General features: G+C 67.5%; 25 protein-coding genes and 1 other RNA gene. 9 read left to right on the forward strand and 17 right to left on the reverse strand.

Annotated features, from left to right (window positions below; all coding sequences use genetic code 11):
- Positions 1-132 precede the first annotated feature (132 nt).
- A complete protein-coding gene (locus NA12_RS12190; protein ID WP_067449384.1) occupies positions 133-1626 on the reverse strand; it encodes an MFS transporter in 1494 nt (497 codons plus the stop codon).
- A gap of 129 nt (positions 1627-1755) precedes the next feature.
- On the opposite strand from NA12_RS12190, the gene NA12_RS12195 reads away from it, so the two are divergent.
- From NA12_RS12195 to NA12_RS12210, 4 genes are all read left to right on the forward strand, one after another.
- Positions 1756-2433, forward strand: coding sequence for a TetR/AcrR family transcriptional regulator (locus NA12_RS12195; RefSeq protein WP_067449385.1), 678 nt, complete (start codon positions 1756-1758; stop codon positions 2431-2433).
- A 57-nt stretch (positions 2434-2490) separates the two neighbouring features.
- The gene (locus NA12_RS12200; RefSeq protein WP_067449386.1) at positions 2491-3792 is read left to right on the forward strand and encodes a D-arabinono-1,4-lactone oxidase; all 1302 of its coding nucleotides are present in this window, start codon (positions 2491-2493) and stop codon (positions 3790-3792) included.
- Between the two features lie 127 nt (positions 3793-3919).
- Positions 3920-4333 (forward strand): arsenate reductase ArsC, encoded by a 414-nt coding sequence (locus tag NA12_RS12205; RefSeq protein ID WP_067449387.1) that lies wholly within the window; start codon positions 3920-3922, stop codon positions 4331-4333.
- 52 nt (positions 4334-4385) lie between these two features.
- Positions 4386-4784 (forward strand): VOC family protein, encoded by a 399-nt coding sequence (locus NA12_RS12210; protein ID WP_067449388.1) that lies wholly within the window; start codon positions 4386-4388, stop codon positions 4782-4784.
- On the opposite strand, the gene NA12_RS12215 is transcribed toward NA12_RS12210, so the two are convergent.
- Together NA12_RS12215 and NA12_RS12220 are read right to left on the reverse strand one after the other, a co-directional pair.
- Positions 4760-5248, reverse strand: coding sequence for an NUDIX domain-containing protein (locus NA12_RS12215; RefSeq protein ID WP_067449389.1), 489 nt, complete (start codon positions 5246-5248; stop codon positions 4760-4762). The genes NA12_RS12210 and NA12_RS12215 overlap by 25 nt on opposite strands.
- A 125-nt stretch (positions 5249-5373) precedes the next feature.
- The gene (locus NA12_RS12220) at positions 5374-6069 is read right to left on the reverse strand and encodes a helix-turn-helix domain-containing protein (protein ID WP_067449390.1); all 696 of its coding nucleotides are present in this window, start codon (positions 6067-6069) and stop codon (positions 5374-5376) included.
- Positions 6070-6171: 102 nt separating this feature from the next.
- On the opposite strand from NA12_RS12220, the gene NA12_RS12225 reads away from it, so the two are divergent.
- The gene (locus NA12_RS12225; RefSeq protein ID WP_067449391.1) at positions 6172-7035 is read left to right on the forward strand and encodes a DUF1266 domain-containing protein; all 864 of its coding nucleotides are present in this window, start codon (positions 6172-6174) and stop codon (positions 7033-7035) included.
- On the opposite strand, the gene NA12_RS12230 is transcribed toward NA12_RS12225, so the two are convergent.
- Positions 7013-7900, reverse strand: a complete 888-nt coding sequence (locus tag NA12_RS12230; RefSeq protein WP_067449392.1) for a hypothetical protein — start codon at positions 7898-7900, stop codon at positions 7013-7015. The genes NA12_RS12225 and NA12_RS12230 overlap by 23 nt on opposite strands.
- Before the next feature lie 111 nt (positions 7901-8011).
- On the opposite strand from NA12_RS12230, the gene NA12_RS12235 reads away from it, so the two are divergent.
- Positions 8012-8221 (forward strand): DUF5302 domain-containing protein, encoded by a 210-nt coding sequence (locus NA12_RS12235; protein WP_067449533.1) that lies wholly within the window; start codon positions 8012-8014, stop codon positions 8219-8221.
- Positions 8222-8296: 75 nt separating this feature from the next.
- Here NA12_RS12235 and NA12_RS12240 read toward each other — a convergent pair whose 3' ends face one another.
- Both NA12_RS12240 and ssrA read right to left on the reverse strand, forming a co-directional pair.
- The gene (locus NA12_RS12240) at positions 8297-9358 is read right to left on the reverse strand and encodes a hypothetical protein (protein ID WP_067449393.1); all 1062 of its coding nucleotides are present in this window, start codon (positions 9356-9358) and stop codon (positions 8297-8299) included.
- 139 nt (positions 9359-9497) lie between these two features.
- Positions 9498-9870: a transfer-messenger RNA gene (gene ssrA / locus NA12_RS12245) on the reverse strand.
- A 225-nt stretch (positions 9871-10095) separates the two neighbouring features.
- Here ssrA and NA12_RS12250 point away from each other — a divergent pair.
- Positions 10096-11394 carry an ABC transporter substrate-binding protein gene (locus NA12_RS12250; protein WP_067449394.1) on the forward strand — a complete coding sequence of 433 codons (1299 nt, stop codon included), beginning with the start codon at positions 10096-10098 and terminating at the stop codon, positions 11392-11394.
- A gap of 6 nt (positions 11395-11400) precedes the next feature.
- On the opposite strand, the gene NA12_RS12255 is transcribed toward NA12_RS12250, so the two are convergent.
- From NA12_RS12255 to NA12_RS12270, 4 genes are all read right to left on the reverse strand, one after another.
- On the reverse strand, positions 11401-12264 hold the full coding sequence (locus tag NA12_RS12255) for an EamA family transporter (RefSeq protein ID WP_174551075.1): 864 nt from the start codon (positions 12262-12264) through the stop codon (positions 11401-11403).
- Positions 12261-12734 (reverse strand): SsrA-binding protein SmpB, encoded by a 474-nt coding sequence (gene smpB / locus NA12_RS12260; protein WP_067449396.1) that lies wholly within the window; start codon positions 12732-12734, stop codon positions 12261-12263. Before smpB ends, NA12_RS12255 begins: the two co-directional genes overlap by 4 nt.
- A 48-nt stretch (positions 12735-12782) precedes the next feature.
- Complete coding sequence (locus NA12_RS12265) at positions 12783-13721, reverse strand: acyl-ACP desaturase (protein WP_067449397.1); 939 nt, start codon at positions 13719-13721, stop codon at positions 12783-12785.
- Between the two features lie 128 nt (positions 13722-13849).
- Positions 13850-14464: a YdcF family protein gene (locus NA12_RS12270; RefSeq protein ID WP_067449398.1), complete on the reverse strand. Its 615-nt coding sequence runs from the start codon at positions 14462-14464 to the stop codon at positions 13850-13852.
- A 425-nt stretch (positions 14465-14889) separates the two neighbouring features.
- Between NA12_RS12270 and NA12_RS12275 the strand changes: the two genes are divergently transcribed.
- Entirely contained in the window at positions 14890-15093 is a 204-nt protein-coding gene (locus tag NA12_RS12275) for a hypothetical protein (RefSeq protein WP_067449399.1), read from the forward strand.
- A gap of 49 nt (positions 15094-15142) precedes the next feature.
- Here NA12_RS12275 and NA12_RS12280 read toward each other — a convergent pair whose 3' ends face one another.
- The 3 genes from NA12_RS12280 to hisN form a co-directional block, all read right to left on the reverse strand.
- Positions 15143-15376: a WLR motif membrane protein gene (locus NA12_RS12280; RefSeq protein WP_067449400.1), complete on the reverse strand. Its 234-nt coding sequence runs from the start codon at positions 15374-15376 to the stop codon at positions 15143-15145.
- Positions 15377-15474: 98 nt separating this feature from the next.
- A complete protein-coding gene (recQ, locus tag NA12_RS12285) occupies positions 15475-17466 on the reverse strand; it encodes a DNA helicase RecQ (RefSeq protein WP_084472708.1) in 1992 nt (663 codons plus the stop codon).
- Between the two features lie 94 nt (positions 17467-17560).
- A complete protein-coding gene (hisN, locus tag NA12_RS12290) occupies positions 17561-18346 on the reverse strand; it encodes a histidinol-phosphatase (protein ID WP_067449401.1) in 786 nt (261 codons plus the stop codon).
- A 290-nt stretch (positions 18347-18636) separates the two neighbouring features.
- On the opposite strand from hisN, the gene NA12_RS12295 reads away from it, so the two are divergent.
- On the forward strand, positions 18637-19932 hold the full coding sequence (locus tag NA12_RS12295; RefSeq protein WP_067449402.1) for a sensor domain-containing diguanylate cyclase: 1296 nt from the start codon (positions 18637-18639) through the stop codon (positions 19930-19932).
- Positions 19933-19956: 24 nt separating this feature from the next.
- Here NA12_RS12295 and NA12_RS12300 read toward each other — a convergent pair whose 3' ends face one another.
- The 4 genes from NA12_RS12300 to NA12_RS12315 form a co-directional block, all read right to left on the reverse strand.
- Positions 19957-20334, reverse strand: coding sequence for a DUF742 domain-containing protein (locus NA12_RS12300; RefSeq protein ID WP_067449403.1), 378 nt, complete (start codon positions 20332-20334; stop codon positions 19957-19959).
- On the reverse strand, positions 20331-20753 hold the full coding sequence (locus tag NA12_RS12305) for a roadblock/LC7 domain-containing protein (protein ID WP_067449404.1): 423 nt from the start codon (positions 20751-20753) through the stop codon (positions 20331-20333). The genes NA12_RS12300 and NA12_RS12305 overlap by 4 nt, the downstream gene beginning before the upstream one ends.
- On the reverse strand, positions 20731-23049 hold the full coding sequence (locus NA12_RS12310; protein WP_243654704.1) for a sensor histidine kinase: 2319 nt from the start codon (positions 23047-23049) through the stop codon (positions 20731-20733). Before NA12_RS12310 ends, NA12_RS12305 begins: the two co-directional genes overlap by 23 nt.
- A 442-nt stretch (positions 23050-23491) precedes the next feature.
- Positions 23492-24073, reverse strand: a complete 582-nt coding sequence (locus NA12_RS12315; RefSeq protein WP_067449535.1) for an NADPH-dependent FMN reductase — start codon at positions 24071-24073, stop codon at positions 23492-23494.
- Between the last annotated feature and the right edge of the window lie 48 nt (positions 24074-24121).

Raw genomic sequence — 24121 nt, forward strand, 5'->3', positions numbered from 1 at the left:
ATCGTATCGAGACCCACCGACACCCGGGCGAGCGGTGCGCTCAGCGGCAAACTCCCAGCAGCCTCGACGGACGAACGACGATGGCCCGAACCGAGTGTCGGTTCGGGCCATCGTCGGCGCGGGTGTACCGGGTCAGTGCGCGAGCACCGGCTCACCTTCGGCCGGGGCGGGCACGGTATTCGGCATGATCGCCGCGATCACGATCGCGCCGAGCACGAAAGTGGCCGTCGCCCACCAGAAGCTGGTGGTGTAGCTCTCGATCGCGCCCTGGGCCACCGTGAGCGGACCGGGCTGATGCGACGACACATAGTCGGTCATCGCCGAGGCCGCGATGGTGCTGAGCAGCGCGGTGCCGATGGAGCCGCCGACCTGCTGGCTGGTGTTGACCATCGCCGAGGCGACGCCGGCGTCCTCGTGCTGCACACCCGCCGTCGCGCCCTGGAACGCGACCGACATCGCACCACCGAGGCCGAGGCCGAGCAGTACCAGCGCGGGCAGGATGTGGGTGACGTAACCCGAGTCCAGACCGATCCGGGTGAGCCACAGCATGCCCGAGGCGGCGATCAGGAAGCCACCACTGATGACGATCTTCGGGCCGACCCTAGGCAGCAGCAGCGACGGCGCGGTGGTCGAGGAGACCACCATGCCCGCCACCATCGGCAGGAAGGCCAGACCGGTGACGATCGGCGTGTACGCCAGGGTGAGCTGCATGTAGAAGGTGAGGAACAGGAAGATCGCGAACATCCCGATGCCCATGACGAACACGGTCAGGTAGGACGCGCCACGGGTACGGTCGGCGACGATGCGCAACGGCAGCAACGGGTGCGCCACCTTGGTCTCGATCCAGACGAAGGCCGCGAGCAGCACGGCGCCACCGAGGAGGAAGGCCAGTGTGGTCGGGTCGCTCCAGCCGTTGGACTCGGCGTGCGAGAAGCCGTACACGATGCCGAACAGCGCGGCGGTGACGGTGACGGTGCCGTACCAGTCCAGCTTGGGACGCGAGGTCGACGTGTGCTTGGCCAGCAACAGCACCGCGCCGACGAGTGCCACGGCGGCGAAGATCAGGTTGACATACATCGCCCAGCGCCACGACGCCCATTCGGTGAGCACGCCACCGAGCAGCAGGCCGATGGCACCACCCGCGCCTGCGACGGCACCGAAGATGCCGAACGCCTTGGACCGCTCCCCCGGTTCGGTGAAGGTGACCGTGAGCAGGGAGAGCGCGGCGGGCGCGAGCAACGCGCCGAAGACACCCTGGCCGACGCGGGCCGCGACGAGCATCTCGAAGCTGGAGGCCGCGCCGCCGATGGCCGAGGCCACCGCGAAGCCGACCAGGCCGACGATGAAGGTGTTGCGGCGACCGAACAGATCGCTGAGCCTGCCGCCGAGCAGCAGGAGGCTGCCGAAGGCGAGGGCGTAGCCGGTGATGACCCATTGCCGGTCACCATCGCCGAAGCCGAGGTCGGCCTGGGCCGCGGGCAGGGCGATATTGACGATCGTCGCATCGAGCACGACCATCAGCTGGGCGATACCGAGTACGGCAAGCACCCACCAGCGCAGGGCGTGCGAGCCGCGGCGACCGGTGTCCGCGGGGCTCTGCGGCCCCTTGTCGAGTGTGGTGGTCATAACTCCCCTAGTAGGTCTGCGGATGGTTTCAGGTGGCATAATCGGAGACACCGCCTCCGCTTCAAACGAAGCTACCAGAGTAACGGAGAAACAACCTCCACTTAATCCCCGGATTGATAGGATGTACTTGTGAATCACGCCACGACGACTGCCACACCACCCCGCAGATTGCGCGCCGACGCCGCGCGCAATCAGCAACGCATCGTCGCGGCCGCCCGTGAGCTATTCGCCGACCACGGTCTCGAGATCACCCTCGACGACGTCGCCGAACGCGCGGGAGTCGGCGTCGGCACGGTATACCGGCGCTTCGCGAACAAGAAGGAACTGATCGCCGAGGTCTTCGATCAGCACGTCAAGGACTTCGCCGACGCGGCCGACGCGGCCATGAGCAACCCGGATGCCTGGCTCGCGCTCGTCGAGTTCTTCGAGAGCGCGTGCAAACACCTGGCGACCAACCGCGGCTTCGGCGAGGTCATGCTCGAACTCGAGGAAGATCCGGCCCGTTTCGCCGAGTTGCGCGACCGAATCCAACCGGCGGTCGGGGGCATCATCGATCGGGCGCGCGCGGCGGGCGCGCTGGACCCCGATATCGCGACCACCGACTTCTTCGCGCTGATCCACATGGTCAATTCCCTGGCGGAGTTCGCCGGGCCGATCAATTCCGAAGTGTGGCAACGGTATATGGCTATCGCCCTCAACGGCGTGCGCACCGACGCGGTACCGCGCAGGCCACTACTGGTGGCGCCGATGACCAACGAGGAAGTCGAGCGGGCCAAGTCCGCCAGCTGCCTCGGGCGCCGTCGCTGAGCCCGAACCTCCCCGGCAAGTAGCGCGCGTCACAGTGCGTCCTCTACTGTTGGACACATGACCAAGAGCACCTGGGTGAACTGGGCAGGCCAGCAGCGCTGCACACCCGCCGTCGTCGCCGCACCGCGTGACGTCGAGGAACTGGCCGCGATCGTGACCGAATCGGCCGCCGCGGGGCGAACCGTGCGCGTTGCCGGGTCGGGGCACTCGTTCACCGATGCCGTGCTCACCGACGGCACCCTGATCGATCTCAGCGGTCTGGACCAGGTGCTCGACGTCGACTCCGCCACCGGACGCGTGCGGGTGGAGGCCGGTATCTCGCTGCACGCGGCGAGCCCGCTGCTGCACGCGCACGGCCTGGCCTTCCCCAATCTGGGCGACATCGATACCCAGAGCCTCGCGGGCGCGACCGCGACCGCCACCCACGGCACCGGCTCCCGGTTGCGCAATATCTCGGCGGCACTGCACTCGGTGGAGGTGCTGCGCGCGGATGGCAGCCGGGTGGAGCTCAACGAGCAGACCGATGCCGACGGCTGGAAGGCGGCGCGGGTCAGCGTCGGCGCGCTCGGCGTCGTCACCGCCGCGACCCTGCAACTCGAGCCGTCGTTCGTGCTGGAGTGCGTCGAGCGGCCGGTGCCACTGGACGAGGTCCTGGCCGGGATCGACGAATTGGCTGATGGCAGCGATCATTTCGAGTTCTTCGCCTTCGCGCACAGCGGTACGGCGATGACCAAGGCGATCAATCGCGTCGAGGCGCCCGAGCGACCACGCGGCAAGCTGGGCGAATGGCTCAGCGACATCGTGCTCGCCAACTACTGCTATGACGGTATGTGCCGGGTGGGTCGGCGAATTCCCGCCGCCATCCCCATGATCCACCGCACGGCCACCCTGGTGGGCAGCAACAACAGGCAGGTCGACCGTTCCTATCGGGTGTTCTCCACCCCGCGTCTGGTGAAGTTCAACGAGATGGAATACGCGATCCCGCGTGCGCACGCGGCCGACGCGATTCGCGAAATCCTGGAATTGACAAGGCGATTCGACACACCGATGCCGATCGAAGTGCGCTGGGTCGCACCCGATGACGCCTTCCTCTCACCCGCGAACGGGCGCGAGACCTGCTACATCGCGGTACATCAGTACCAGGGCATGAAGTGGGAGCAGTACTTTCGCGCGTGCGAGGCGGTGTTCAACACCTACGACGGCAGGCCGCACTGGGGCAAACGCCATTTCCAGACCGCCGAGACGCTGCGCTCGCGCTACCCGGACTGGGACCGTTTCACCGCGGTGCGCCGCCGCTTCGATCCCACCGGAGTGTTCGCCAACGACTACGTGCATCGGGTGCTCGGCGCGCTCGACTGAGGTCGTGGGCGGACAGCGGTGTCGCCGGATCGCCCGCACCGTTCCCCGCCGCCGCGTGCTGATGGAATGATGGTGGGCGATATCCGAAGCGCCACAAGCACTTCGCCCCTGCGCCGAAAGGGCGACCATGGCCCACACTCCCAGCGTGTTGTTCGTCTGCGTCCACAACGCGGGCCGATCGCAGATGGCGGCGGGTCTCCTACGCGCCATGGCCGGCGACCGGATCGAGGTGCGCACCGCGGGCAGTGAACCGGCCGCCGAACTGATTCCCGCCGTGGTGGTGGCCATGGCCGAGATCGGGATCGATATCGCGGGCCGACGGCCGGCACCGCTCACCGACGATGTCGTCGGGCTCTCGGATGTGGTGGTCACGATGGGATGCGGCGAGGTGTGTCCGTACTTTCCCGGAATCAGCTATCGCGACTGGGTGCTGTCGGATCCGGCCGGGCAGCCCATCGAGGTGGTGCGCGGCATTCGCGACCACCTGCGGATCCTGATCGGCAATCTGATCGCCGAACTGCTGCCGGTGCCCGCCCGCTGACACGTCCGATTCGTTCAAGACGCGCCCGCGGTCGGGTGTTTACGCTGCGACTATGACTCCACAGCTCGATGTCGTATCCGTTGTCGTTTCCGATATGGCCGCCTCGGTGGCCTTCTACCGCAGGCTGGGACTGGTCTTTCCGGACGGTGCCGAAGCCGAGCCGCATGCCGAGGCCGTGATCGGCGGTGGTCTCCGGCTGGCGCTGGACACCGAGGCGACGATCGCCTCCTTCACGCCGGGCTGGCAACCACCGACCGGACCGGGCCGCAGCAGTCTCGCGTTCCGGTGCGCCGATCCGGCCGAGGTCGACAAGCTCTACGCCGAACTCGTCGACGCCGGCTATCACGGCGAACTCCCACCGTGGGATGCCTTCTGGGGTCAGCGTTACGCCTCGCTCGCCGACCCCGACGGGCACGGAATCGACCTCTACGCGCCGTTGCCCGCCGAATAGGACGACCAGTCGTGCGGGTCGCGCTGACGCTGCTGATAGCGGCCGAGCATCGCGCGGACCTCGTCGCTCACCGGGGGTTCGCCGGTGAGCCTGGTCCACAGGTGCGCGTCGTGCTCGGTGAGCGTCACCGGTCCCGTCGCGGCGACGTCGACCACGAAGGTGAACTGCCTGGTGCGGGCGCCCGCACCGGTCAGGTAATCGAAATCGCCGAGATAGTCGTCGACTCCGGTGACCCGCAGCCCGGTTTCCTCCGCGACTTCGCGGGCCAGTGCTTCGCCGAGTGCCTCACCCGGCTCGACGACGCCGCTGGGCAATTCCCACCGGCCCCCCAGGAAATCGGATCGTCGGCGACGCAGGATGAGCACGCGATGATGGCGGACGATGACCGCTCCGACGACAAGCCGACGGATTTCGTCTCGTTCTGCTTCGATGCGGAGCGTGGCGTACACGGATTCGTCGATCATCAGGTCACATCCTCTCGTCGGTGGTTAGGGCTGGCCTGAGCACTTGCGACGGGGCGTGCACCACTGAGCCTAATCCTTCCGTCACGCTGTGCCGAATGAGACTTTCCGGGCGGCGAGACGCCCGATCAGCGGTTTCGCAGCGTGCCCACCGTGCACCCCGCCAGGTCACGGACTTCCCTGGACAGGTGTGCCTGATCGGCGAAGCCGGTCACGGCGGCGGTTTGCGCGGCCGGAATTCCGGCGCGAAGCGCGACGAGCGCACGCTGGAAACGCAGAATACGGGCCAACATCTTGGGTCCGTACCCGAAGGCGAACAGACAGTGCCGGTGCAGCGCCCTGGCCGACATACTCGTGTGAGCGGCGGTCTCGGCGACCGTCGCACCCGCTGAGAGTGCATCGGCGACGGCGGTGAGCGCGGGATCGACAGGGCCGTTTTCGGCGGCAAATCGTAATGCGACCGCTTCCAGCGCCGCAACGCGGTCGGGCGCGTTGTCGATGCCGTCGACGAGCTCACGGGCAACCCGCGACGGTGCGATCTGCGCCAGATCGACGCGCCGGTTCAGCAGTTCCACCGCCGGAATCCCGAGCAACGTGGGTGCGGTGCCCGGCGCGAACCTGACACCGACGAACTCCCTCGCCCGCGCGGCGGGCGCGAGGAACGCGCGACTGTCCGGACCCGCCACCATCAGCGTGCCCTCGGTCCAGATCAGGTCCATGCAACCGTCGGGCAACACTGTGACAGGACCGGCGACGGCGGGCATGGTCCGCGACCAGACCACCGCTCGGTCCAGCCGCGACGCGCGTTCCCGGTATTCCGCCACCCGTCGACGGTAACCCCACCCACCGACAGGTGGTCGGCGCACCGTGATCACCCGGTCCGTAAGATCTGACGGCACGACGTTCGGCTCGGCGGAGGGGTGCCAATGCAACCGACAGCATCAGTGCGGGGTGGACGACCGCGGGTGGCGGGATTTCCCGGTGCCGATATCGATATCGAACCGGATGTGTGGTCGGGGGCGCACGTCGACGACGACCGGATCAGGGCGTTGGCGGTCGGTGCGTACTACGGGCGCAGCTGGGGTGCGCAATGCGATGGCGTCGCGTTCCTGCCCGAGGAGCCCGACAGCGCGTCGACCCGGCGCGAGACCGCGATCGATGGCCTGCACGAGTCGTGGGGCGTGGACAACGCCGAGGACGCGCACGACACCGTGCGCCGGTTGCTGGCCGGAATGCACGCGCCGCTGTTCGAGCTCGTCCATCCGCTCGCCGTCACGGCCGCGACCGATACCGGCCGGGTCGACCGGTCGGGAGTGGCCGACGAGCATCGCGAATTCCTGCACACCCTGTCGGGTTTCCGTGGCTATCGCGGGCCCGCCGGGATCGATCGCGACTACGACGCCTGGCTACAGGCCATCAAGCTCGGCATCACCGACAGCCTGCCGACCCCGCTCCAGATCGATGCCACCGCATGGGATCTGGCGCGGCTGGTGTTCATCGCCAGGGCCGCGCACACGGCGGGATATCTGACCGAGGACCAGGCGTGGGAGCACATGCTGACCGGACTGGATCGGGCGCGTCAGCACTATCGCAACTGGCGTCAATTCGGCGACGGATTCCTCACGGGGGCGATCTTCTGGGCGGCCACACAGGATCTGTCCGCCGCGAAAAGCCAAGTGGCCGAACGCAGACGGATGATCGCGGGGCTGCACCTTCGCCCGTCGAGTCCGTGGCGACGGGTGTCGCTGCACGCGGGTGCGCCGGTGTTCAGCCCGGCATCGTCAGCATGATGCCGACGGCTTGACGACGGAACGGATCGTCGTCGACCATGCCCAGTTTGCGGCGTTCCACCAGCAGTTGCCATTCGCCGAAGAGATCGGCCGAGCAGGGCATCGACTGGGCGATGGATCCGTCGACATGCTCGATCTCGCAGGCCAGGCGCACGGCCTCGGTGACACGGGTGAAGTCGCCGGGTTCCCAGTCGACGAAATCGAGATCGGTGCCCGCTCCCGAGACCCGCAGGGTCGCGACCTGCCCGGGAGCCGTGCGCACCTGCGCGCCGGTGAGAACCGAGACCGGGAATTCGTAGACCGCCCACGCGGACACGAACAGCAGGCGCAGGGTGGTGATCGCGACCAGACCCGGTGCGCCCTCGTGACCGGCCTGGGCCAGTTCGAGGACGTACTCGTCGGAACGAGCGCAACCGTGCAGGACGTCGATCTCGCGTAAGGAGTTGCCCGCGTGGCGCATGCGGCGTGCCGCCGCCGTGACATCGGGACGGTGTCGACCGTTCGACCCCTGCACCGATTGCGGTGGAACGAGATTCGGGCGTGGCGGGAACACCCGGCGCAAGCTGACCAGGTCGCGTTCGACCGCCCTGACCAGCGTCTGCGCCTGTTCGCGCAAGCCGGTCTCGAGATACACCGGCACCGGATGACGATCCGTCGGCGCCCCGTTGACCACGAACTGGGCGGACCGGAAGAACAGCAGCAACGCCATCTGCGCGTCGTCGGTGGTCGCCAGCGCGATTCTGGCCAGCTCGGCCACCCCCACATCGAGCGCGATCTCGTGGTCGGCGCGCAGCGGCGTCGTCACCAACCGCCCGCCCGCGTACCGGACCGCGACTCGCGCACCCCATATTTCGATCAAAGCCACGTCCCTCCTGGCCTGCCCCGCATCGGTGGATCTTACCGAGGGTCCCTCGCGAGCCCGGCGATGGTCCTGCCGATGGTGTTCGAAGGTGTGCCGAGGTGGCAGGCTGTACCCATGCCCGATGACCAGGAAGTCCGCGCCGAACAGTCCACTGACGCGATCGAAACGCAGGAAGAAGCGACGAAGCGGAAGTTCCGTGAGGCGCTGGAACGCAAGAACGGCCACTCCGCCGTGGGTGGGGCCGCCCAGAATTCCGCCAAAGTGCGTGGGACGCATGCGCAGGCGGGCGGGAAGCGCACCTTCCGCCGTCGCGCCGGCGGATAGTCTCGCGCCGAGGTCGGTCACTGCGCGGCGGCACTTCGGCAATCATGCTGCGCCGCCGGGCTTTTCGGGCCGCAACTACTGCAAGCGGGACGTGTCGGCGTCCGCTTCGGTGCGAACGGAGTCCTCGAAGCCTGCGCCGCTGTCGGCTTCGCTGAAGACCAGCCAGCATCCCCGGATGGCACCGAGCAGATCCTCGAGCAGATCGATCGCGGGGCGCGTGGGGTCGAGGCGGCAGATGCGGTAACCGTCGGTCCAGGCTGCGAGGTCGTCGTCCTCGGTGTCGCGTTCCTCGATTTCCTGTGCGGCTTCGATGATTCCGTCCAGGTCGCGAACCTTGCCCTCGGAGACGGCGATCGCATCGGCGATCAGGTCGACCACCACCTCGGTGGGCGTCTCACCCGCGCCGAGCCGTTCCAGGACCACAGTCGGCGTTTCGACCTGTAGTGCTTCGATGTCGTCCGCCTCGGCTACCACGTCCACCGGCTCGAGGTTGGCGACCTCGCCCGCCACCGTCGCCGCGGCCCGCAGCCAGTGCGCGGCGGCGACCGAGGCGGCGGCGGGATCCAGCTCGGTGAACAGGTCGATCGTGCCCAACGGATTGGCGCGGAGCAGGCTGTCCGCCGCGTGCACCTGCACCGGGGAGATCTCCGGGCGGGTGAGTTCGACGGCCTGTCTGGCTCGACCCGCCAGATCACCCAGTTCCGCGGCCGTGATCGCCGCCTGCTCGGTGAGGACCTCGTTCACCACCCGATCCACCAGGCCCGCGTCACCGATCGCGTGGAGCACGCGACCCACATAGTGCGCGGATTCCTCGATGGGGCTGTAGAAGACCAGCATGCACCCGTCGTCGTCGGGCAGGTTGGGCGTGCGCAACGCGGCTTCGACCTTCGCGAAGCGATTACGCTCCTCCGCCCGCCGCCACGCCTCCCCGTTCACGACGTCGGGATCGCCCGCGGCGGTCGCCGGATGGGTGTAGGTCCGCCACTGGAACCGCGCCAGACTCGCCAACGCCGCCGCCAACTCCACCCCGTGCTCGGCGCCCGGCACCTCGGCGATGGTCTCGGCGACATCACCGCGACCGGTCCCCCAGGTGGCGACCAGCGTTCCCGCCCCCGAGTCGTATGCATACCGCGTCATTCGCTCAGTTCTACGTGGCCCATCCGCACCACCCGTCACCAGGGTCTACCGGATCAACGCGCGGACCGTGCCGTCGACGGCGAGTCAGGCCACCGAGCCACGAAAAAGCCCCCCACCTGTGGGTCAGGTGAGGGGCCTCGAGTGGAGCTGCCGGGAATCGAACCCGGGTCCTCCGCCGCGTCTTCAGGGCTTCTCCGTGTGCAGTTCGCTGTGTCTCTACTCGGATCTCCAGGTCTCGCGAACAAGCTCGGATGACGATCCCAGTCGCTGTTGGATGTCCCATCCGACTCCGCGACCGAGCCGAACGGTAATTCCCTCTAGCTGATGCCAGTACCCGGGTCGAGGGACGAACCCGGACTGACAGAGACGACCTGGCTACTTAGGCAGCGAGGGCGTACTCGCGCTGATTGGAATCGGCGCTTAATTGGTTGCAGCGACGCTTACGGTGGTCTCTTGCCTGCACCGACACGCTTCCCCTGAATCAACGTACGCAGTCGAAACCGTTCAGCCCCGTACGTGCCCGCACCGTGCGGGCTAGTCATATTAACACCGGCGCGGAGCCGGATCATCCCAATATCTCTGCCAGCTCGCGGTGTCGCTGAAGTGATCTTGCAGCGAACCATGCCAGATGGCCTCGGCGAATCCGGGTGGGACCGCCGGTAGTGACATGTACTGTTCTCGTTCGGCCGCCCCGGAACCGTGAAATGTTCAGGGCGACTGGAGCGAGGAGTTATCTCATGGCATACACCGGTCAGCGTGGACTGCGCCGATTCGCGGCTATTCCGGCTGTCGCGAGCCTCGTGCTGGCCGCGGCCTGCTCGTCGGGCGACTCCATCGCCGCGCAGGGCGTCACCAGCACCCCCTGCCCCGGTTCGGCGCACACCGATCGCGGCTGCATCTACCTCGGGGTGCTCTCCGATCTCGAGAACGGGCCGTTCACCCCGCTCGGTGCCTCGATGAACGACGGTCAGGTGGCGTTCTGGAAGCAGGTGAACGCGGCGGGCGGCATCGGCGGCTACGACATCGACATCAGCACCTATACCCGCAACACCTCCTACGACCCGCGCACCCATCGCATCGCGTATGAGGAGATCGCGCCGAACGTGCTGGCGTTGTCGATGAGTTTCGGGACCGCGCAGACCGTCGCGATGCTGAATCAGATGGACGCCGACGACATGATGAGCACGGCGGCCACCCTGTGGTCGGGCTGGAATTACCGCAGTGCGGATCGCAATCTGGTGCTCAGCGGCGGCTACTCCTACTGCACCGAAGCGGTGACCGGGCTCGACTGGTTCGCCGAAACCCACTACACGCCACGCAATATCGCCGTGGTGGCCTATCGCGGCAACTACGGCGGCGACTACGCCAGCGGCGCGCTGAAGTGGGCGCTGGCCAACGACGCCACCATCGCCGACCGCATCGACACCGGACCCAATGCCGAGGTCGGCAACCAGGACGGCCCGGTGGCGGAGATCCTGGCGGCCGCACCGGACCTGGTGATGCTGGCCACCGGGCCGGCCGAGACCGCCGAGATCGTGGGCAAGCTCGTGAAATCGGGCTACACCGGCCGGTTCCTCGGCTCGATACCCACCTGGAACGCGGCCCTGCTGAAATCGGCTGCCGCGCCGGCGCTGACCGCGCTCTACAACTACACGACCCCGGTCGACAGTTGGGGAGGCGACAGCATGGGCGCCAAGCACGCCCGCGACGCGATCAGCGGCGAACCGGCCAACTTCGGCTATTCGCTGGGCTGGGCGATCACCTATCCGCTCAAAGCCCTGCTCACCACGGCGGCGGCGAACGGCGAACTCACCCGAGCCGGCCTGCGCCGCAGCGTGGGCGCGATGAAACCCGACGGTGAGGGCATGGTCGTGATCCACCCGGCGGGTGCGGCCGAGCCGGATCTGAAGTCGGAGTGGTCGGTGGTGTTCGAACCGGATGCGGGAGCGCCGATGGGCGCACGACCGGTGAGCGTCGGTTACCAGGGCGCGACGTTGGGTCGATTGAACCTGCACGAGCCCTGCACCCGGTTGTAGCGGAGGTCAGCTCGCCGCGATCATGGCGACCGCCGTGAGCGCGAGCCCCATGCCGACCTTCTGGGTGGCGCTGACGCGTTCGCCGAGCAGGACCATCGCCAGCAGCACGGTCGCCGCCGGATACAGCGAGCCGATCACGCTCACCACCGACAGCATCGCGCCGTGGAAGGCGTAGAGCAGCGCGGCATTGGCGATCACATCGAGCACCCCGACCGCCAGCGCCAGGCGCAGCGGTTCACCGTGCAGACCTCGGAATTCACCGGCGGCCAGCGCCGATGTCCACACGACCGCGGTCGCCGCGACACGTTGAGCGAGCAGCGGCCACAGGCCGGCGCTCGCGCTGGTCTCGTGCAGGAAGTAGAACGCGAAACCGAAGGCGGCGCCCGATCCGATCGTGAGCAGCGCCACCCGGCGGGTGAAACGCAGTTTCCGGCCGCCGGTGATCTCCTCGGTGGTCTCGTCGGGCGCCTCCCGGCTCACGAGCACCACCGCCGCCAAGGCCACCGCGATGCCCGCGACCGCGATCGGGCCAGGCCGTTCACCGAGCAAGAAACCGGCGATCACCGGGATGCCCGCGACCAGTACCGCGGTCACCGGCGACACCACCGACATGGGTCCATCGGCGAGCGCGGCGTAGAACCACCACACCGCCAGGCCGCTGGCCACACCGGCGGCCAGGCCCCACATCACCGACGCGGTGTCGGCATGCCCGCCCACCAACGGCGCGATCAACAGCACCAGCAGCACCGAGAACGGGTACGACACCACCACCACACGCAGCGCCGTCACCCGACGCGCGGCGATCCCGCCGAAGAAGTCGCTGACTCCGTAGCCCGCCGCCGCGACGAGGGCGAGCACTACGGAGATCAACGCATGCCTTTGACCCGCCGACCTACCTCACGAGTGACCTCACGCTCGGCCTGCCGACGGGCAAGATCCTGGCGCTTGTCGTAGTCCTGCTTGCCCTTGGCGAGGGCGAGTTCCACCTTCACCTTGCCGTCGGAGAAGTACATCGACAGCGGCACCAGCGTCTGGTTGCCCTCGCGCGACTTGCCGACCAGGTGCTCGATCTCGCGCTTGTGCAGCAGCAGCTTGCGGGTGCGGCGCGGCGAATGATTGGTCCAGGTGCCGTGGCTGAACTCCGGGATGTGCAGCCCACGCAGCCAGACCTCGCCGTGGTCGACCGTCGCGAAAGCGTCGACCAGCGAGGCCTTGCCCTCACGCAGGCTCTTCACCTCGGTGCCGACCAACGCGATCCCCGCCTCATAGGTATCGAGGATCGTGTAGTTGTGCCGGGCCTTGCGGTTGGTCGCGATGACCTTCCGGCCTTTCTCCTTCATAACGGTCAACTGTAAGTGACGGCGCCAGCGCTTTATTCCATGGCTGACTCAGACCCTGGCGGCCGCCCTGGCCAGCGCTCGGTCGCGCTGTTCCTCGAAACGCGCCGCCTTGGCCTCGAGGTCGAGCAGGTAGGCGTGCAGCTCGGCGCGGGCGATTTCGCCCTCGGGACCGAAATCGGTGCGCTCGAAGACTCGCCAGATTCGCAGGGTCGGGCGCAGGACCACATCGAGGTGCTGGCGTAGGTCGTAGACGCCGTGCTTGGCGAGCAGGACCGCGTTGCGACGGAAGTTGGGCTGGTTGAGGCCGGGCATCTGGAAACGCAGGATCACGTCGGTGATGGCCCGCATGGCCTCGTCGGGGGTCAGATCGAGGGCGGCCGCGCAGAGCTTGCGGTAGAAGACCATGTGCAGGTTCTCGTCGGCGGCGATCCGGGCCAGCATGCGATCGGCGACCGAGTCGTTACACAGGGCGCCGGTGTTGCGGTGGCTGATGCGGGTCGCCAGCTCCTGCAACGTGACGTAGGCGACGCCCTTGAGGAACTGCGAACCCTTCTCCGGCTTGGCGATGCCCGCGGTCATGTGCGACATCCTGGCCTCTTCGAGCGCGACCGGGTCGACGGCGCGGGTCACCACGAGGTAGTCGCGCAAGACGATGCCGTGGCGGTTCTCCTCGGCGGTCCACCGGCCCACCCAGGTGCCCCACGCGTTGTCGAAGCCGAAGGTGTCGGCGAGTTCGCGATGGTAGGAGGGCAGGTTGTCTTCGGTGAGCAGATTGGTGATCATCGCCGCCTTGGCGACCTCGCTCAACCGCGACTGTTCGGGATCCCAGTCGTCGCCGCCCATGGCCGCGAAATTGCGGCCCTCGTCCCACGGCACGTAGTCGTGGGGGTGCCACATCTTGGCCTTGGACAGGTGGTCGTTGAGGTTGGCTTCGGCCGTCGGCTCGAGCTCGGCGAGGATGTCGCTGTCGGACAGGTGGAGCGTCATGAGTCGACGTTACGAGGCCGAGGGTGGGTTTTCGGGGTTATTCCCGAGAATTCCGCGAGTACTCATCACGACTATCGACCTGCGACGATGATCGGTCACAGCGTCACCGGACGGGTGCGGCGCACCCATCATCGGACCGAGGGCACGGGGCCGAAACGGCCGAGGTACAGCGGCACCGAATCCCACTGGGTGCGGTCGGGAGTGAGGTCGCCCACGACCGATACACCCGCATCGGCGAAGGCTCCTCTGGCTCGGGCGATGTGGTCCTCCGAGGTGACGAGAACGACCGAGCGCAAACCCTTTTCGACGAGCATCGCCGCGGTGTTGCGGGCGTTGGCCACCGTCGAGTCGGCCTCGGATTCGCGCAGGATCCGGCGCTCGTCGACGCCCGCGTCGACCAGCCAGCCCGCCATGGCGTCGGCTTCGGACCGGCCGGCTCGCGGGTTGCCGCCGGTGACGATGATCGGCGACCACGGCGCGAAGACGGCCTGGGCCAGGCCCGCGCGCAGTCGTCGGACCAGTTCGTCGCGCATCGTGCCCTCCGGTGTCAGGCCGTAGCCGAGCACCACCACCGCGGTGTCCGGGCCGTAGATGCCGGGCAAGCTCGGCGTGCCGAGTATCGACGCGAGGTCGAGACCGGGTGGGGCCGTGAGGTCGGCACCGGCGGGCGCCGGCACGCAGGCCAATCCCGTGACAGCGATCGCCGCGCACACCACGCGCTTACCCCAAGTCCACCGCATCATCGCCGTCGCCTCCTCGAACTCGGGCCGATCTCCGTGATCGATCCCGCTCGGTAACGGTGCGCCGGGTCGAGGGCCGCCGGTATCGCTTCGACCTGCGGTTACGACAACTCACATGCGTATGTCGGCGAATGCTGGTGCGGGCCATCGCAAAATTTCCGGAGTGGGCGGTCATCGCCACATCGGTCGAGCGGTCGTTGCGTGGGAGCAAGCCGACAGTGGTTCGGGTGGAGCTGGTTTGCGCGGTGACATAGGCGACCGTATGGTTTCGCCCAGGCGGGAGGGTGTCGTGAACAACCCAGATACTCAGTGCTGGAATGGATTTCGCGATCCAGCCGGTTCTCGCTCGCCAGGCTCTCGTCATCGCACCAGCCGGTGCGTGGCGTCGCCGACTCTGTAGCAGACCCGATTCGATCTGGAGTTATTCAGTGTCCTTCCGCAGCACCATCCGTACCGCGATGACCAGTGCCGTCCTCATGTCCGCAGTGATCGTGGGCGCGGCCGCACCTGCCACCGCTGACGTCGCACCTGTCCAGGCAGAGTCCTCCACCCCCGACACCGGCTCGGCGACCGGTAGCGCGACCGCGTTGCTGGACATCATCACCTGCCCCTTTGTCAGGACGAAGTGCTGACCGCTGCGCGACGCTCAGCACCGATCGGGCGGCGTGGACAGAACTGCCGTCAGCCCGGGCTCAGGACGAGGTAGAGAACCAGGGCGGCGGTGAAGATGGCGATCAGCGCGAGGGTCGACCATCGTGGCCTGCCGAGGTGGATCACACCGTGGTGGACGCCGAGAAGGCCGGGCGCGACGACCGGGTCGATATGGCGGTGCGGCATCGGGGGTGTCGGGGCATCGGCTCCCGCACTCGGGCCGCTACCCGACGAATCGACTTCCGAGCCTTCACCGTCCGCCATGATTCGACAGTAACCCGGAGTCGTCGGATTCGGAGCGGGTTCCTCTCCGCCGCGCGTGTACACCCTGATGGGCGTGGGCGCGCGGCGGATGCCGACCGCTATTGCTCGCCGAGGGTGGTCAGCACCCCCTCGCCGTAGCGGGCCAATTTGTTCTCGCCGACACCGGCCACTGTGCCCAGCGCCGCGAGGTCGGCGGGTTTGCGCGCGGCGATCTCGCGCAGGGTGGCGTCGTGGAACACCACATAGGCCGGCACGCCCTGTTCCTTCGCCGTCGCGGCACGCCAGGCCCGCAGGCGCTCGAATACGCCGACGTCGGCGGCGGGCAGCTCGACGGTCGCCTTGGCCGATTTCGCGCTGCGCGCGGGGCGGGCGGCGCGTTCGGGCTCGCGCCGCATCGGCACCTTCCTGCCCTCGAACAGCACCTCGTTGCTCTCGTCGGTGAGTGCGAGGACACCGTATTCGCCCTGCACCGCGAGCAGGCCGCCCGCGAGCAACTGCCGCACCACGCCGCGCCATTCGGTATCGCGCAGATCGGTGCCGATGCCGAACACCGAGAGCTCGTTGTGCCGATGCTGGGTGATCTTCTGGTTGGTTTTGCCGAGCAGGATGTCGACGAGATGGCCCGCGCCGAATGATTGTCCGCGTTCGCGTTTGAGCCGCAGCACCGTGGACAGCAGCTTCTGTGCGGGCACCGTGCCGTCCCAGGTCTCGGGCGGATTCAGGCACACATCGCAGTTGCCGCAGGCGCCACCGGTCTGGCCGAAGTAGTTGAGCAGCCGCGCGCGGCGGCAACCGACCGTCTCGCACAGGGCGAGCATGGCGTCCAGATGCAGTTGCAGCTGTCGGCGATGGGCCGCGTCGCCCTCGCTGGAATCGATCATCTTGCGTTGCTGAACAACATCATTGAGGCCGTAGACCATCCAGGCGGTCGAGGGCAGACCGTCGCGGCCCGCGCGGCCGGTCTCCTGGTAGTAGCCTTCGACCGATTTCGGCAGGTCCAGGTGCGCCACGAAACGCACGTCGGGTTTGTCGATGCCCATACCGAAGGCGATGGTGGCGACCACGATCAGCCCGTCCTCGCGCAGGAATCTGGACTGGTTCTCGGCACGGGTCCGGAAATCCAGGCCCGCGTGATAGGCCACCGCGCGAATGCCGTTCTCGTTGAGCATGGCCGCGGTCTTCTCCACCGAATTGCGCGAGAGGCAGTAGACGATGCCCGCGTCGCCGGGGTGCTCGGCCCGGATGAAATCGAGCAGTTGCCGATCGGCGCGGTTCTTCGATTCGATCCGGTACTGGATATTGGGCCGGTCGAAACTGGAGATGAACTGTTTCGCGGCACCGAGATCGAGCCGCTCGACGATCTCGGCGGCGGTCTTCTCGGTGGCGGTCGCGGTGAGCGCGATGCGCGGGACGTGCGGCCAGCGTTCGTGCACCAGCGACAGCGCGAGGTAGTCGGGCCGGAAGTCGTGGCCCCACTGCGACACGCAGTGCGCCTCGTCGATCGCGAACAGGGCGATCTTGCCGCGGTCGAGCAAGCGCAGCGTGGCTTCCAGCCGTAGGCGTTCCGGCGCCAGGTAGAGCAGGTCCAGATCGCCGGAGACGAACTGCGCCTCCACCATCCGCCGCTGATCCGGCGACTGGGTGGAGTTGAGGAACCCCGCCCGCACACCGAGGGCACTCAACGCGTCGACCTGGTCCTGCATCAGGGCGATCAGCGGCGAGACGACGACGCCAACACCGGCCCGAACCAGCGCGGGCACCTGGTAGCACAGGGATTTACCGCCACCGGTCGGCATCAGTACCAGCGCGTCGCCACCGCCGACGACCTGCTCGACGATGGCCGCCTGGTCGCCGCGGAAACTGTCGTAGCCGAAAACGCGGCGTAACACCTCGTCGGCGGTCTCGGCACGGTCGGGAGCCGCGACCCGACCCGAGGTGGCGGGGGCGAGGTCGTCGAAGTGGAAGTCGCCGGTGTCGGCGAAATCGTGCTCGGAGAAGTATTCGCCGTCGGACGGGTACGCGTCGTCGGGTGGGAAGTCCTCGGGCGGGAAGTCGTCGACATCGGGGGCTGTGGCGCCGGAATTGCTCACCGGGCCATCCTACGAGCGCGCGCCGGGCGCGCAGTCCGTCGACCGGAGCCGACGGCGGCCGATGCCGAAGTTGCGCACCTGTGGATAACTCGATTCACCCGCGCAAACGGCCGAGGACCTCGTCGTGGAGCAGACCGTTCGACGCCACGGCGTCACCGCCGTGCGGGCCGGATCGCCCGTCCAGGGAGGTGAACACGCCACCCGCCTCACGAACCAGGATGTCGAGGGCGGCCAGGTCCCACAGTGAGACCTCCGGCTCGGCGGCGATATCGACCGCACCCTCCGCGACCAGGCAGTAGTTGAAGAAGTCGCCGTAGCCGCGGACCCGCCACACCGCATCGGTGAGGTCGATGAACTTCTCGCGCAGGCCACGCTCGTGCCAGCCGGACAGACTGGAGAAGGCCAGGCTCGCCGCATCGACATCGGCGACCGCCGACACCGAGATCGGCTTGGGGGCGCCGGGGTGGACCTGCGCCCAGGCACCCGAACCGGCGGCGGCCCACCAGCGCCTGCCCAGTGCCGGCGCGCTCACGACGCCGACCACAGGGACACCGTCTTCCAGCAGCGAGATCAGGCTGGCCCAGACCGGAACGCGGCGGACGAAGTTCTTGGTGCCGTCGATCGGGTCGACCACCCACTGCCTGCCGCTGAACTCGACGTCACCGCCGAACTCCTCGCCCAGGACGGCGTCGGTGGGGCGCTCCTCGGCGAGGACGCGGCGGATCATCTGCTCGACCGCCAGATCGGCGTCCGAGACGGGGGTGAGGTCGGGCTTGGCGTCGACCTGGAGGTCGACGGCGCCGAAGCGGTCGTGTGAGATGGCGTCGGCCTGGTCGGCCAATCGCAGGGCGAGGTCCAGGTCAGCGGAGTAGGCAGCCACGGGGAAAGTGTATTTGGGCGGTGATCCGTCACGAGTTCGGGACCGGCTTCGGTGTTCAGGCGCCGTCCGTGTGGTGAGTGCGAGATAGGGGACTCGAATTCGCCGTCGATGGCGGGTTCATCGCTTTCGCGGATCCGCTGGGTCGAACTCGGCGCGGACGGCACCGCAGTGCGCATATCCTGGCAATACCAGTTGGCCACTCGAATCACGTGTGCCGTTGGTTTGTCGCTCCGGAGCGCGAATCGGGTCGAGCGCTTAGCGCGACAGCGATGATTTGCGAGGGTAACGAAATGGAAGACCTCGAGCGTGCATCACTTGCCGCGCTGTGGTGGCAGCACATCGTCTCCGATGGCGATGCGCCACTCTCAGCAGGGGAAGTAGTGCCGCAGGTACTCGCCGATTCGGTGGAAGAATTGTCGACCGGATTCGATGCCGAGCCTTTCGATGCCGCGGTCGGGGAGCGGGTCGGGGCCGCTCTGGTCGCGGCGGGCCTGGTGATGGCCGCCGCGCCCACCGCCGCGGTGCATCCGCTGCGACGCCTGGCCGAGGCTCGGCACGACCCGCAGGCCCAGCACCGCGTCTCGACCATGCTGTCGGCGGTGGTTCGCGGCCATCGGGACAAAGCGATCACTGTGCCGTCGACGATTGTGCGCGGTGACCACCCGTCCCACGCGGTGACCGAGCGATTGTTGCGGGTGGCGTTGGACAATGCGGCGGTCGCTGTCGCCATCGGGGATCTCGACGGAACCGTGCGTTACGCGAATCCGGCCCTGGGCGAATTGTTGGGTGTGCCGCCGGACGCGCTTCATACCGTGTCCGTTTTCGATTTCACCCATCCCGACGATGTGGACGACGCCAACGCGGCGTTTCTGGACGGGATCGGAGACCGGTCGGGCACCGCGCGAGTGGAATGCCGGATGGTCCGCACCGACGGTAGGATCCGGTGGGCATCGGTAGCCGTGACCTATGTGCCGGGTTCCGACGGTCACCCCGACACGTTCGTCGCGGTCGCCGAGGACGTCACGGAACGACGTCGCCTCCAGGACGAACTGCACTGGCAGTCCCGCCACGACGTCCTCACCGGATTGGCGAATCGCCGATTGCTCATGGAGCGGATAGCGAACATCGGCACGTCCGCCGGCCCTGACGCCCGGATAGGGCTGTGTTTCGCCGACATCGACCACTTCAAGCACATCAACGACCGGTACGGGCACGCCGTCGGCGACGAGGTTCTGACAGCGGTGGCTCACCGGCTACAGACCAGCGTGGTCGACGATGAGCACACCATCGCGCGGATCGGCGGCGACGAGTTCGTCGTCCTGGTCACCCCGCCGGCCGACGACGCGCGGGTCGCGGAGGTAGCCGATGCCCTGCTGTCCTCGCTGACGACGCCGATCGTCGTCGGACCGCACACTCTGCCTGTGTCCCTCAGCATCGGGGTGGTGATCGCCGATGCCTCGAGCCGACCCGCGACCACGCTGCTCGATCACGCCGACAGTGCGCTGTATCGGGCGAAGGCCGACGGCAGAGACCGGTGGGCGTTTCGGGGCGCGGGCACTGATATCGGACCCTCCGACCTGCGGTAGTGCGTCGACCGACTCCACCGGGGATCAGAGCGCCCGGATCGCCCTGTGCAGCCTGCGCAGCAGATCCTGGTCACGCGCGGGCTCCGCGGACTGATCGGGCGAGCGGTGTTCGAGCATCCGGTCGTCGATGAGATCGCTGACCAGGATCTTCGTCGAATTCAACGGCAGCCCGAGCTGTGCGGCGACCTCAGCGATCGACAACGGCGTGCGGCTGAGTTGGAGGATCCGCGCGTACTCCGGTTCGGGACGACGTGGTCGTACGCCCCCACTCACGTTCACGACGAGGGTGATGATGTCCAGTTCCGGCCGCGCGTTCCTCGACCGCCCCTGCGTGAGCGCGTAGAGGCGGACGACGGGTCCCGCCTCCGCGTCGTACCAGGACTCACGCTCGTCATCGGTCATGGCTGTCGCGAATCGACCTGATCCGCCCCGGGACGTGAACCGACGCCGAGGTGAGCCCCGACGCGCTGGACGGTCTGGTTCATCTCGTAGGCGACCATTCCCATGTCGGCGGTCTCCAGAGTCAGCAGGGCCAGGCAGGCGTTCTCACCGGCGGCTGTGATGCACAGGATCGCCTCGTCCAGTTCCACCACGGTCTGGCAGACGCCGCCGACATCGAAGTGCGCTCCCGCGCTGCGTGCGATGCCGTGCAGGGTCGAGGCCATCGCGGCGAAGCGTTCCGCGTCGGGCTGGTCCATCGCCGCACAGCGACCGAGGAGCAGTCCGTCGGTGGACAGCACGACCGCGAATCGAACACCGGGGAGTCGTTCGACGAGATCATCGAGCAACCAGTCGAGACTACGGGCTGGAGAGGTGGTCACCGGTGCCTTCTTGTCGATCGGACTCCTGGGTGGAGTGGTCTGTATCCACGCGATTGGCGCGGCCCTGTTTGGTGCCGTTCTCGATCGCCGACATCAGCGTGCGGGCTTCCTCCGCGGACCGCTGGCGCGGTGCCCGAGTCCGGGGCGGGTCCGGCACCGGTGCGGCGGCGGATTCGGTGGCGGTGCTCCGACGTCGAGGTAGAACGGGCTTGTGGGCAGTTATCGGCGCCCGGTCGGCCACCTCCGGCGCGACCGCGGCGACCGGCTGGGGCGTGACAGCGGGTCGCGGCAATTCTCGCGGGACCGCTGCGGGGACCTCCTCGGCCGGGAGCTCGGCATCGGTCGCGATCAGCGAGGTCGGGATCAGCACGATCGCCTTGACGCCGCCGTAGTCGGATTCGGTCAGCCGAACCGAGATGCCCTGTCGCTGTGACAGCTTCGCGACCACGAACAGCCCCAGGCGCGCGTCGCCCGACAGCGCGGCGACGCTGAAGTCGGGCGGCTCCGCCAGCAGCGCGTTGCGTTCGGCGAAGACCTCGCTCGACATCCCGAGTCCCTGGTCGATGATCTCGATGGCCACGCCTTTGCCGACATGGCCCGCCGAGATATTCACCCGCGACTGCGGTGGTGAGAAGGCGGTGGCGTTGTCGGTGAGCTCCGCGATCAGGTGGATCACGTCGGTCACCGCACCACCGATGATGCTCAGCTCGGGCAGTTTCCCGGTTTGGATCCTGGTGTAGTCCAGACTCTCCGCCACGGCGCCGCGCACCACGTCGATCAACGGCACCGGATTGCGCCAGCGCCTGCCCGGCTGCTCATCGCCCAGAATGAGCAGATTCTCGGCGTTGCGGCGGGTACGCGTGGCCAGGTGGTCGAGCTTGAAAAGGACATCGAGCTTGTCCGGGTCGTCTTCCTTGCGTTCGGCGACATCGAGGAGGGCGAGCTGGCGGTGCACGATGACCTGGCTGCGGTGGGCGATATTGAGGAACACCGCGTTGACCCCGGACCTGGTCTTGGATTCGGCGACCGCGGCGGTGACCGCGGAGGAGTTGGCCCGGTTGACGGCGTCGGCGATCTGGCCGAGCTCGTCGGTCCCGAAGTCCAGCGCCGTGATCTCGATATCGCTGTCGGTCGGCTTCCCCTCGGCGAGGGCGCGGATGGTCCCGGGCAGTTGCACGTCGGCGAGTACCAGCGTCTGCTCGCGCAATCGGCGCATCCGCCGGATGAGCCGGTTGCTCATCCAGAGCGCCGCCGAGAACGCCAGCAACGTGAGCAGGGTGATCGCGATCGCGCCGTAGAGCGAATCCCGCTCGCGCGCCGTTCCCGCGGCGATGGCGTTGCGGTGCGAGTCAGCACTTTGACCTCGCCACAATTCGAACAACTCCGACCGGATCTCCGTGGTGGCCGAGGTCCAATCCGCGATGCTCAGCGGAAGTACGGCGGTACTCGGCTGAGGGTTTCGCCGAGCGCTCGTGCTCGACGCCGTGCCGCTCGCGGTCTCCTCCGACGTCGAACCCGTTGTCTCGTCCGTGGCTGTCACCCCACGGCGGATGAAGGCATCGGCCATGGCGGTGAACTGTTGCCAGGCTGGGCCGGTGACGATCGTGCGGAGCTGTTCCTGTCGTTGCCCCGACAGAACGGTATTCGCGTAGGCCAGTTCGGCGCGCGCATCGCCGGTATTGCGGGCGAAATCCGCGAGCTGGGTGCTCGTGACCCGGTTGGTGAGCATCGCCGTCGTGCTGATGCTGTGTGCCTTCGACATCGCCTCGCCGGCACGGAGCATGGGGATCGCGCGCACCATGTCGACCGCGATGGCGGCATCGGGCGCGACTGTCGCGGAGATCAGACTGCCCGAGACGATCGTGTCGATGATCATGCTGAACGCGTCGAAGACCTGTTCGGGCGGCATCGCACGCGCGTCGATCCCGCCGCGCAGCATCGGCATCGAGGCGTAGAGCTGGTCGAAACCGGCCATGTCGTCGATGAGTTCGGGCCGTGTGTCACGTGAGCCCTGACCGAACGTGAGCAGGAACGCCAGCGCGCTGTCGGAATTCTTTCTCGCCGCGGTCAGCGCGCCCGACGCCGATTCATCGCCGGCCAGGACGAGTATCGACGCGGTGCGCTCGGTCTGGAACGCTTCGATCATCGCGATCGCGGGCGCTGTCGTCTGCCTCGCGAACTCTGCCCAATCCTTGGACTTGCGTCCATCTTTGATCAGGTAGCCCGCGGCCCCGAGGCCCATCCCCAACAGGGCGACGCTGGGGATGAGGACGATGATCAGCAACCTCGCACGCACACCTAACGGTTTGCGCCACCACCCGGGTTTGCCCACCGCGACCGAGGAACTCCGGGAAAACCTGCTGCCAAACACCGATGATCGAGCCTACTTCTGGACGCTATCGCCCCTATGGGATCAGCTCGCGCAACGCGAGCCGTCCCGACTGTGTTCAGCGTCACTGTAATCACGGGTAATCGAGTTACGCAACGGGTGTTCACGCTACTGACTAGTCAGTTATGCCCGCGACAAGAGTGATTGCGGTGTGACTCTAGGTCCGGTTCGGGGGCCTGTGTGATTCGTTTCAGTTGCGGCCAGTTCCGATGTGTTGCATGCTCCTTCGTCGCAAACTTTCGCGAATCTATCTGTGCGGCAATTTCTTTGGCCGAGAAGTGCGGCGAGTCATCCGGACGGTTCCGAGCCTGTCGAGATGACCCCCGGGTGGCCGCAGTCGTGTGGTCGGTCAGGACGCGATCGGGGCCGACCGGGCTGCGACCAGTGCCTTTGTCCACCAGTGCAACTGATCGAGGAGGGCCGCGGCGGCAGCTCCTGGTTCCTGCGGGTCGCGAAGCCGGCCTGCCTCGTCGAAGAGAAGGTAGTAGCGCGGGAACGAGACGTAGTTGCGGACGGTGTGCGCGTTGAGTTCGTTGAAGACCTGGCGCAGGTGCTCGATGGCCAGGAGGCCGCCGGAGCCGCCGCTGTAGCCGACGAAACCGATCGCCTTGGCATCCCACTGGGTGAAGTGCCAGTCGATGGCGGCCTTGAGGGCGGCGGGGTAGCTGCGGTTGTAGTCGGGAGTGACGATGACATAGGCGTCGGCGGCGGCCAGACGATCGGTGAGATCGCGCATGTCGGCGGGACGAACGGGGTCGGGGTCGAGCGCGGGCGGCACGGCGGGCAGGGCGGGCAGGGCGGTGTCGGCGAGGTCGATGATGTCGACGTCGAAACGGTCGTCGACCTGCTGGGCGAACCAATTCGCGACCACGGGACCGAATCGGCCTTCGCGGACGCTGCCGATGATGATCGCGAGCTTCAGTGTGGACACGATGTCCTCCTCTTCGTCGATCCGGCCCGATCGGCCGGTACGACCCAA

Origin of the sequence: Nocardia alba NBRC 108234 (assembly GCF_001612665.1) — a bacterium.
Taxonomy (GTDB): domain Bacteria; phylum Actinomycetota; class Actinomycetes; order Mycobacteriales; family Mycobacteriaceae; genus Nocardia; species Nocardia alba.

Coding starts and splice junctions, on each gene's coding strand:
- NA12_RS12240 (WP_067449393.1), bottom strand. CDS start 9,358: ATGACGCGGTATGCATACGACTCGGGGGCGGGAACGCTGGTCGCCACC.
- NA12_RS12300 (WP_067449403.1), bottom strand. CDS start 20,334: ATGACCGATGACGAGCGTGAGTCCTGGTACGACGCGGAGGCGGGACCC.
- NA12_RS12190 (WP_067449384.1), bottom strand. CDS start 1,626: ATGACCACCACACTCGACAAGGGGCCGCAGAGCCCCGCGGACACCGGT.
- NA12_RS12225 (WP_067449391.1), top strand. CDS start 6,172: ATGCAACCGACAGCATCAGTGCGGGGTGGACGACCGCGGGTGGCGGGA.
- NA12_RS12265 (WP_067449397.1), bottom strand. CDS start 13,721: ATGACGCTCCACCTGTCCGACAGCGACATCCTCGCCGAGCTCGAGCCG.
- NA12_RS12210 (WP_067449388.1), top strand. CDS start 4,386: ATGACTCCACAGCTCGATGTCGTATCCGTTGTCGTTTCCGATATGGCC.
- NA12_RS12205 (WP_067449387.1), top strand. CDS start 3,920: ATGGCCCACACTCCCAGCGTGTTGTTCGTCTGCGTCCACAACGCGGGC.
- NA12_RS12250 (WP_067449394.1), top strand. CDS start 10,096: ATGGCATACACCGGTCAGCGTGGACTGCGCCGATTCGCGGCTATTCCG.
- NA12_RS12200 (WP_067449386.1), top strand. CDS start 2,491: ATGACCAAGAGCACCTGGGTGAACTGGGCAGGCCAGCAGCGCTGCACA.
- smpB (WP_067449396.1), bottom strand. CDS start 12,734: ATGAAGGAGAAAGGCCGGAAGGTCATCGCGACCAACCGCAAGGCCCGG.
- NA12_RS12280 (WP_067449400.1), bottom strand. CDS start 15,376: ATGGCGGACGGTGAAGGCTCGGAAGTCGATTCGTCGGGTAGCGGCCCG.
- NA12_RS12235 (WP_067449533.1), top strand. CDS start 8,012: ATGCCCGATGACCAGGAAGTCCGCGCCGAACAGTCCACTGACGCGATC.
- NA12_RS12215 (WP_067449389.1), bottom strand. CDS start 5,248: ATGATCGACGAATCCGTGTACGCCACGCTCCGCATCGAAGCAGAACGA.
- NA12_RS12295 (WP_067449402.1), top strand. CDS start 18,637: ATGGAAGACCTCGAGCGTGCATCACTTGCCGCGCTGTGGTGGCAGCAC.
- NA12_RS12270 (WP_067449398.1), bottom strand. CDS start 14,464: ATGATGCGGTGGACTTGGGGTAAGCGCGTGGTGTGCGCGGCGATCGCT.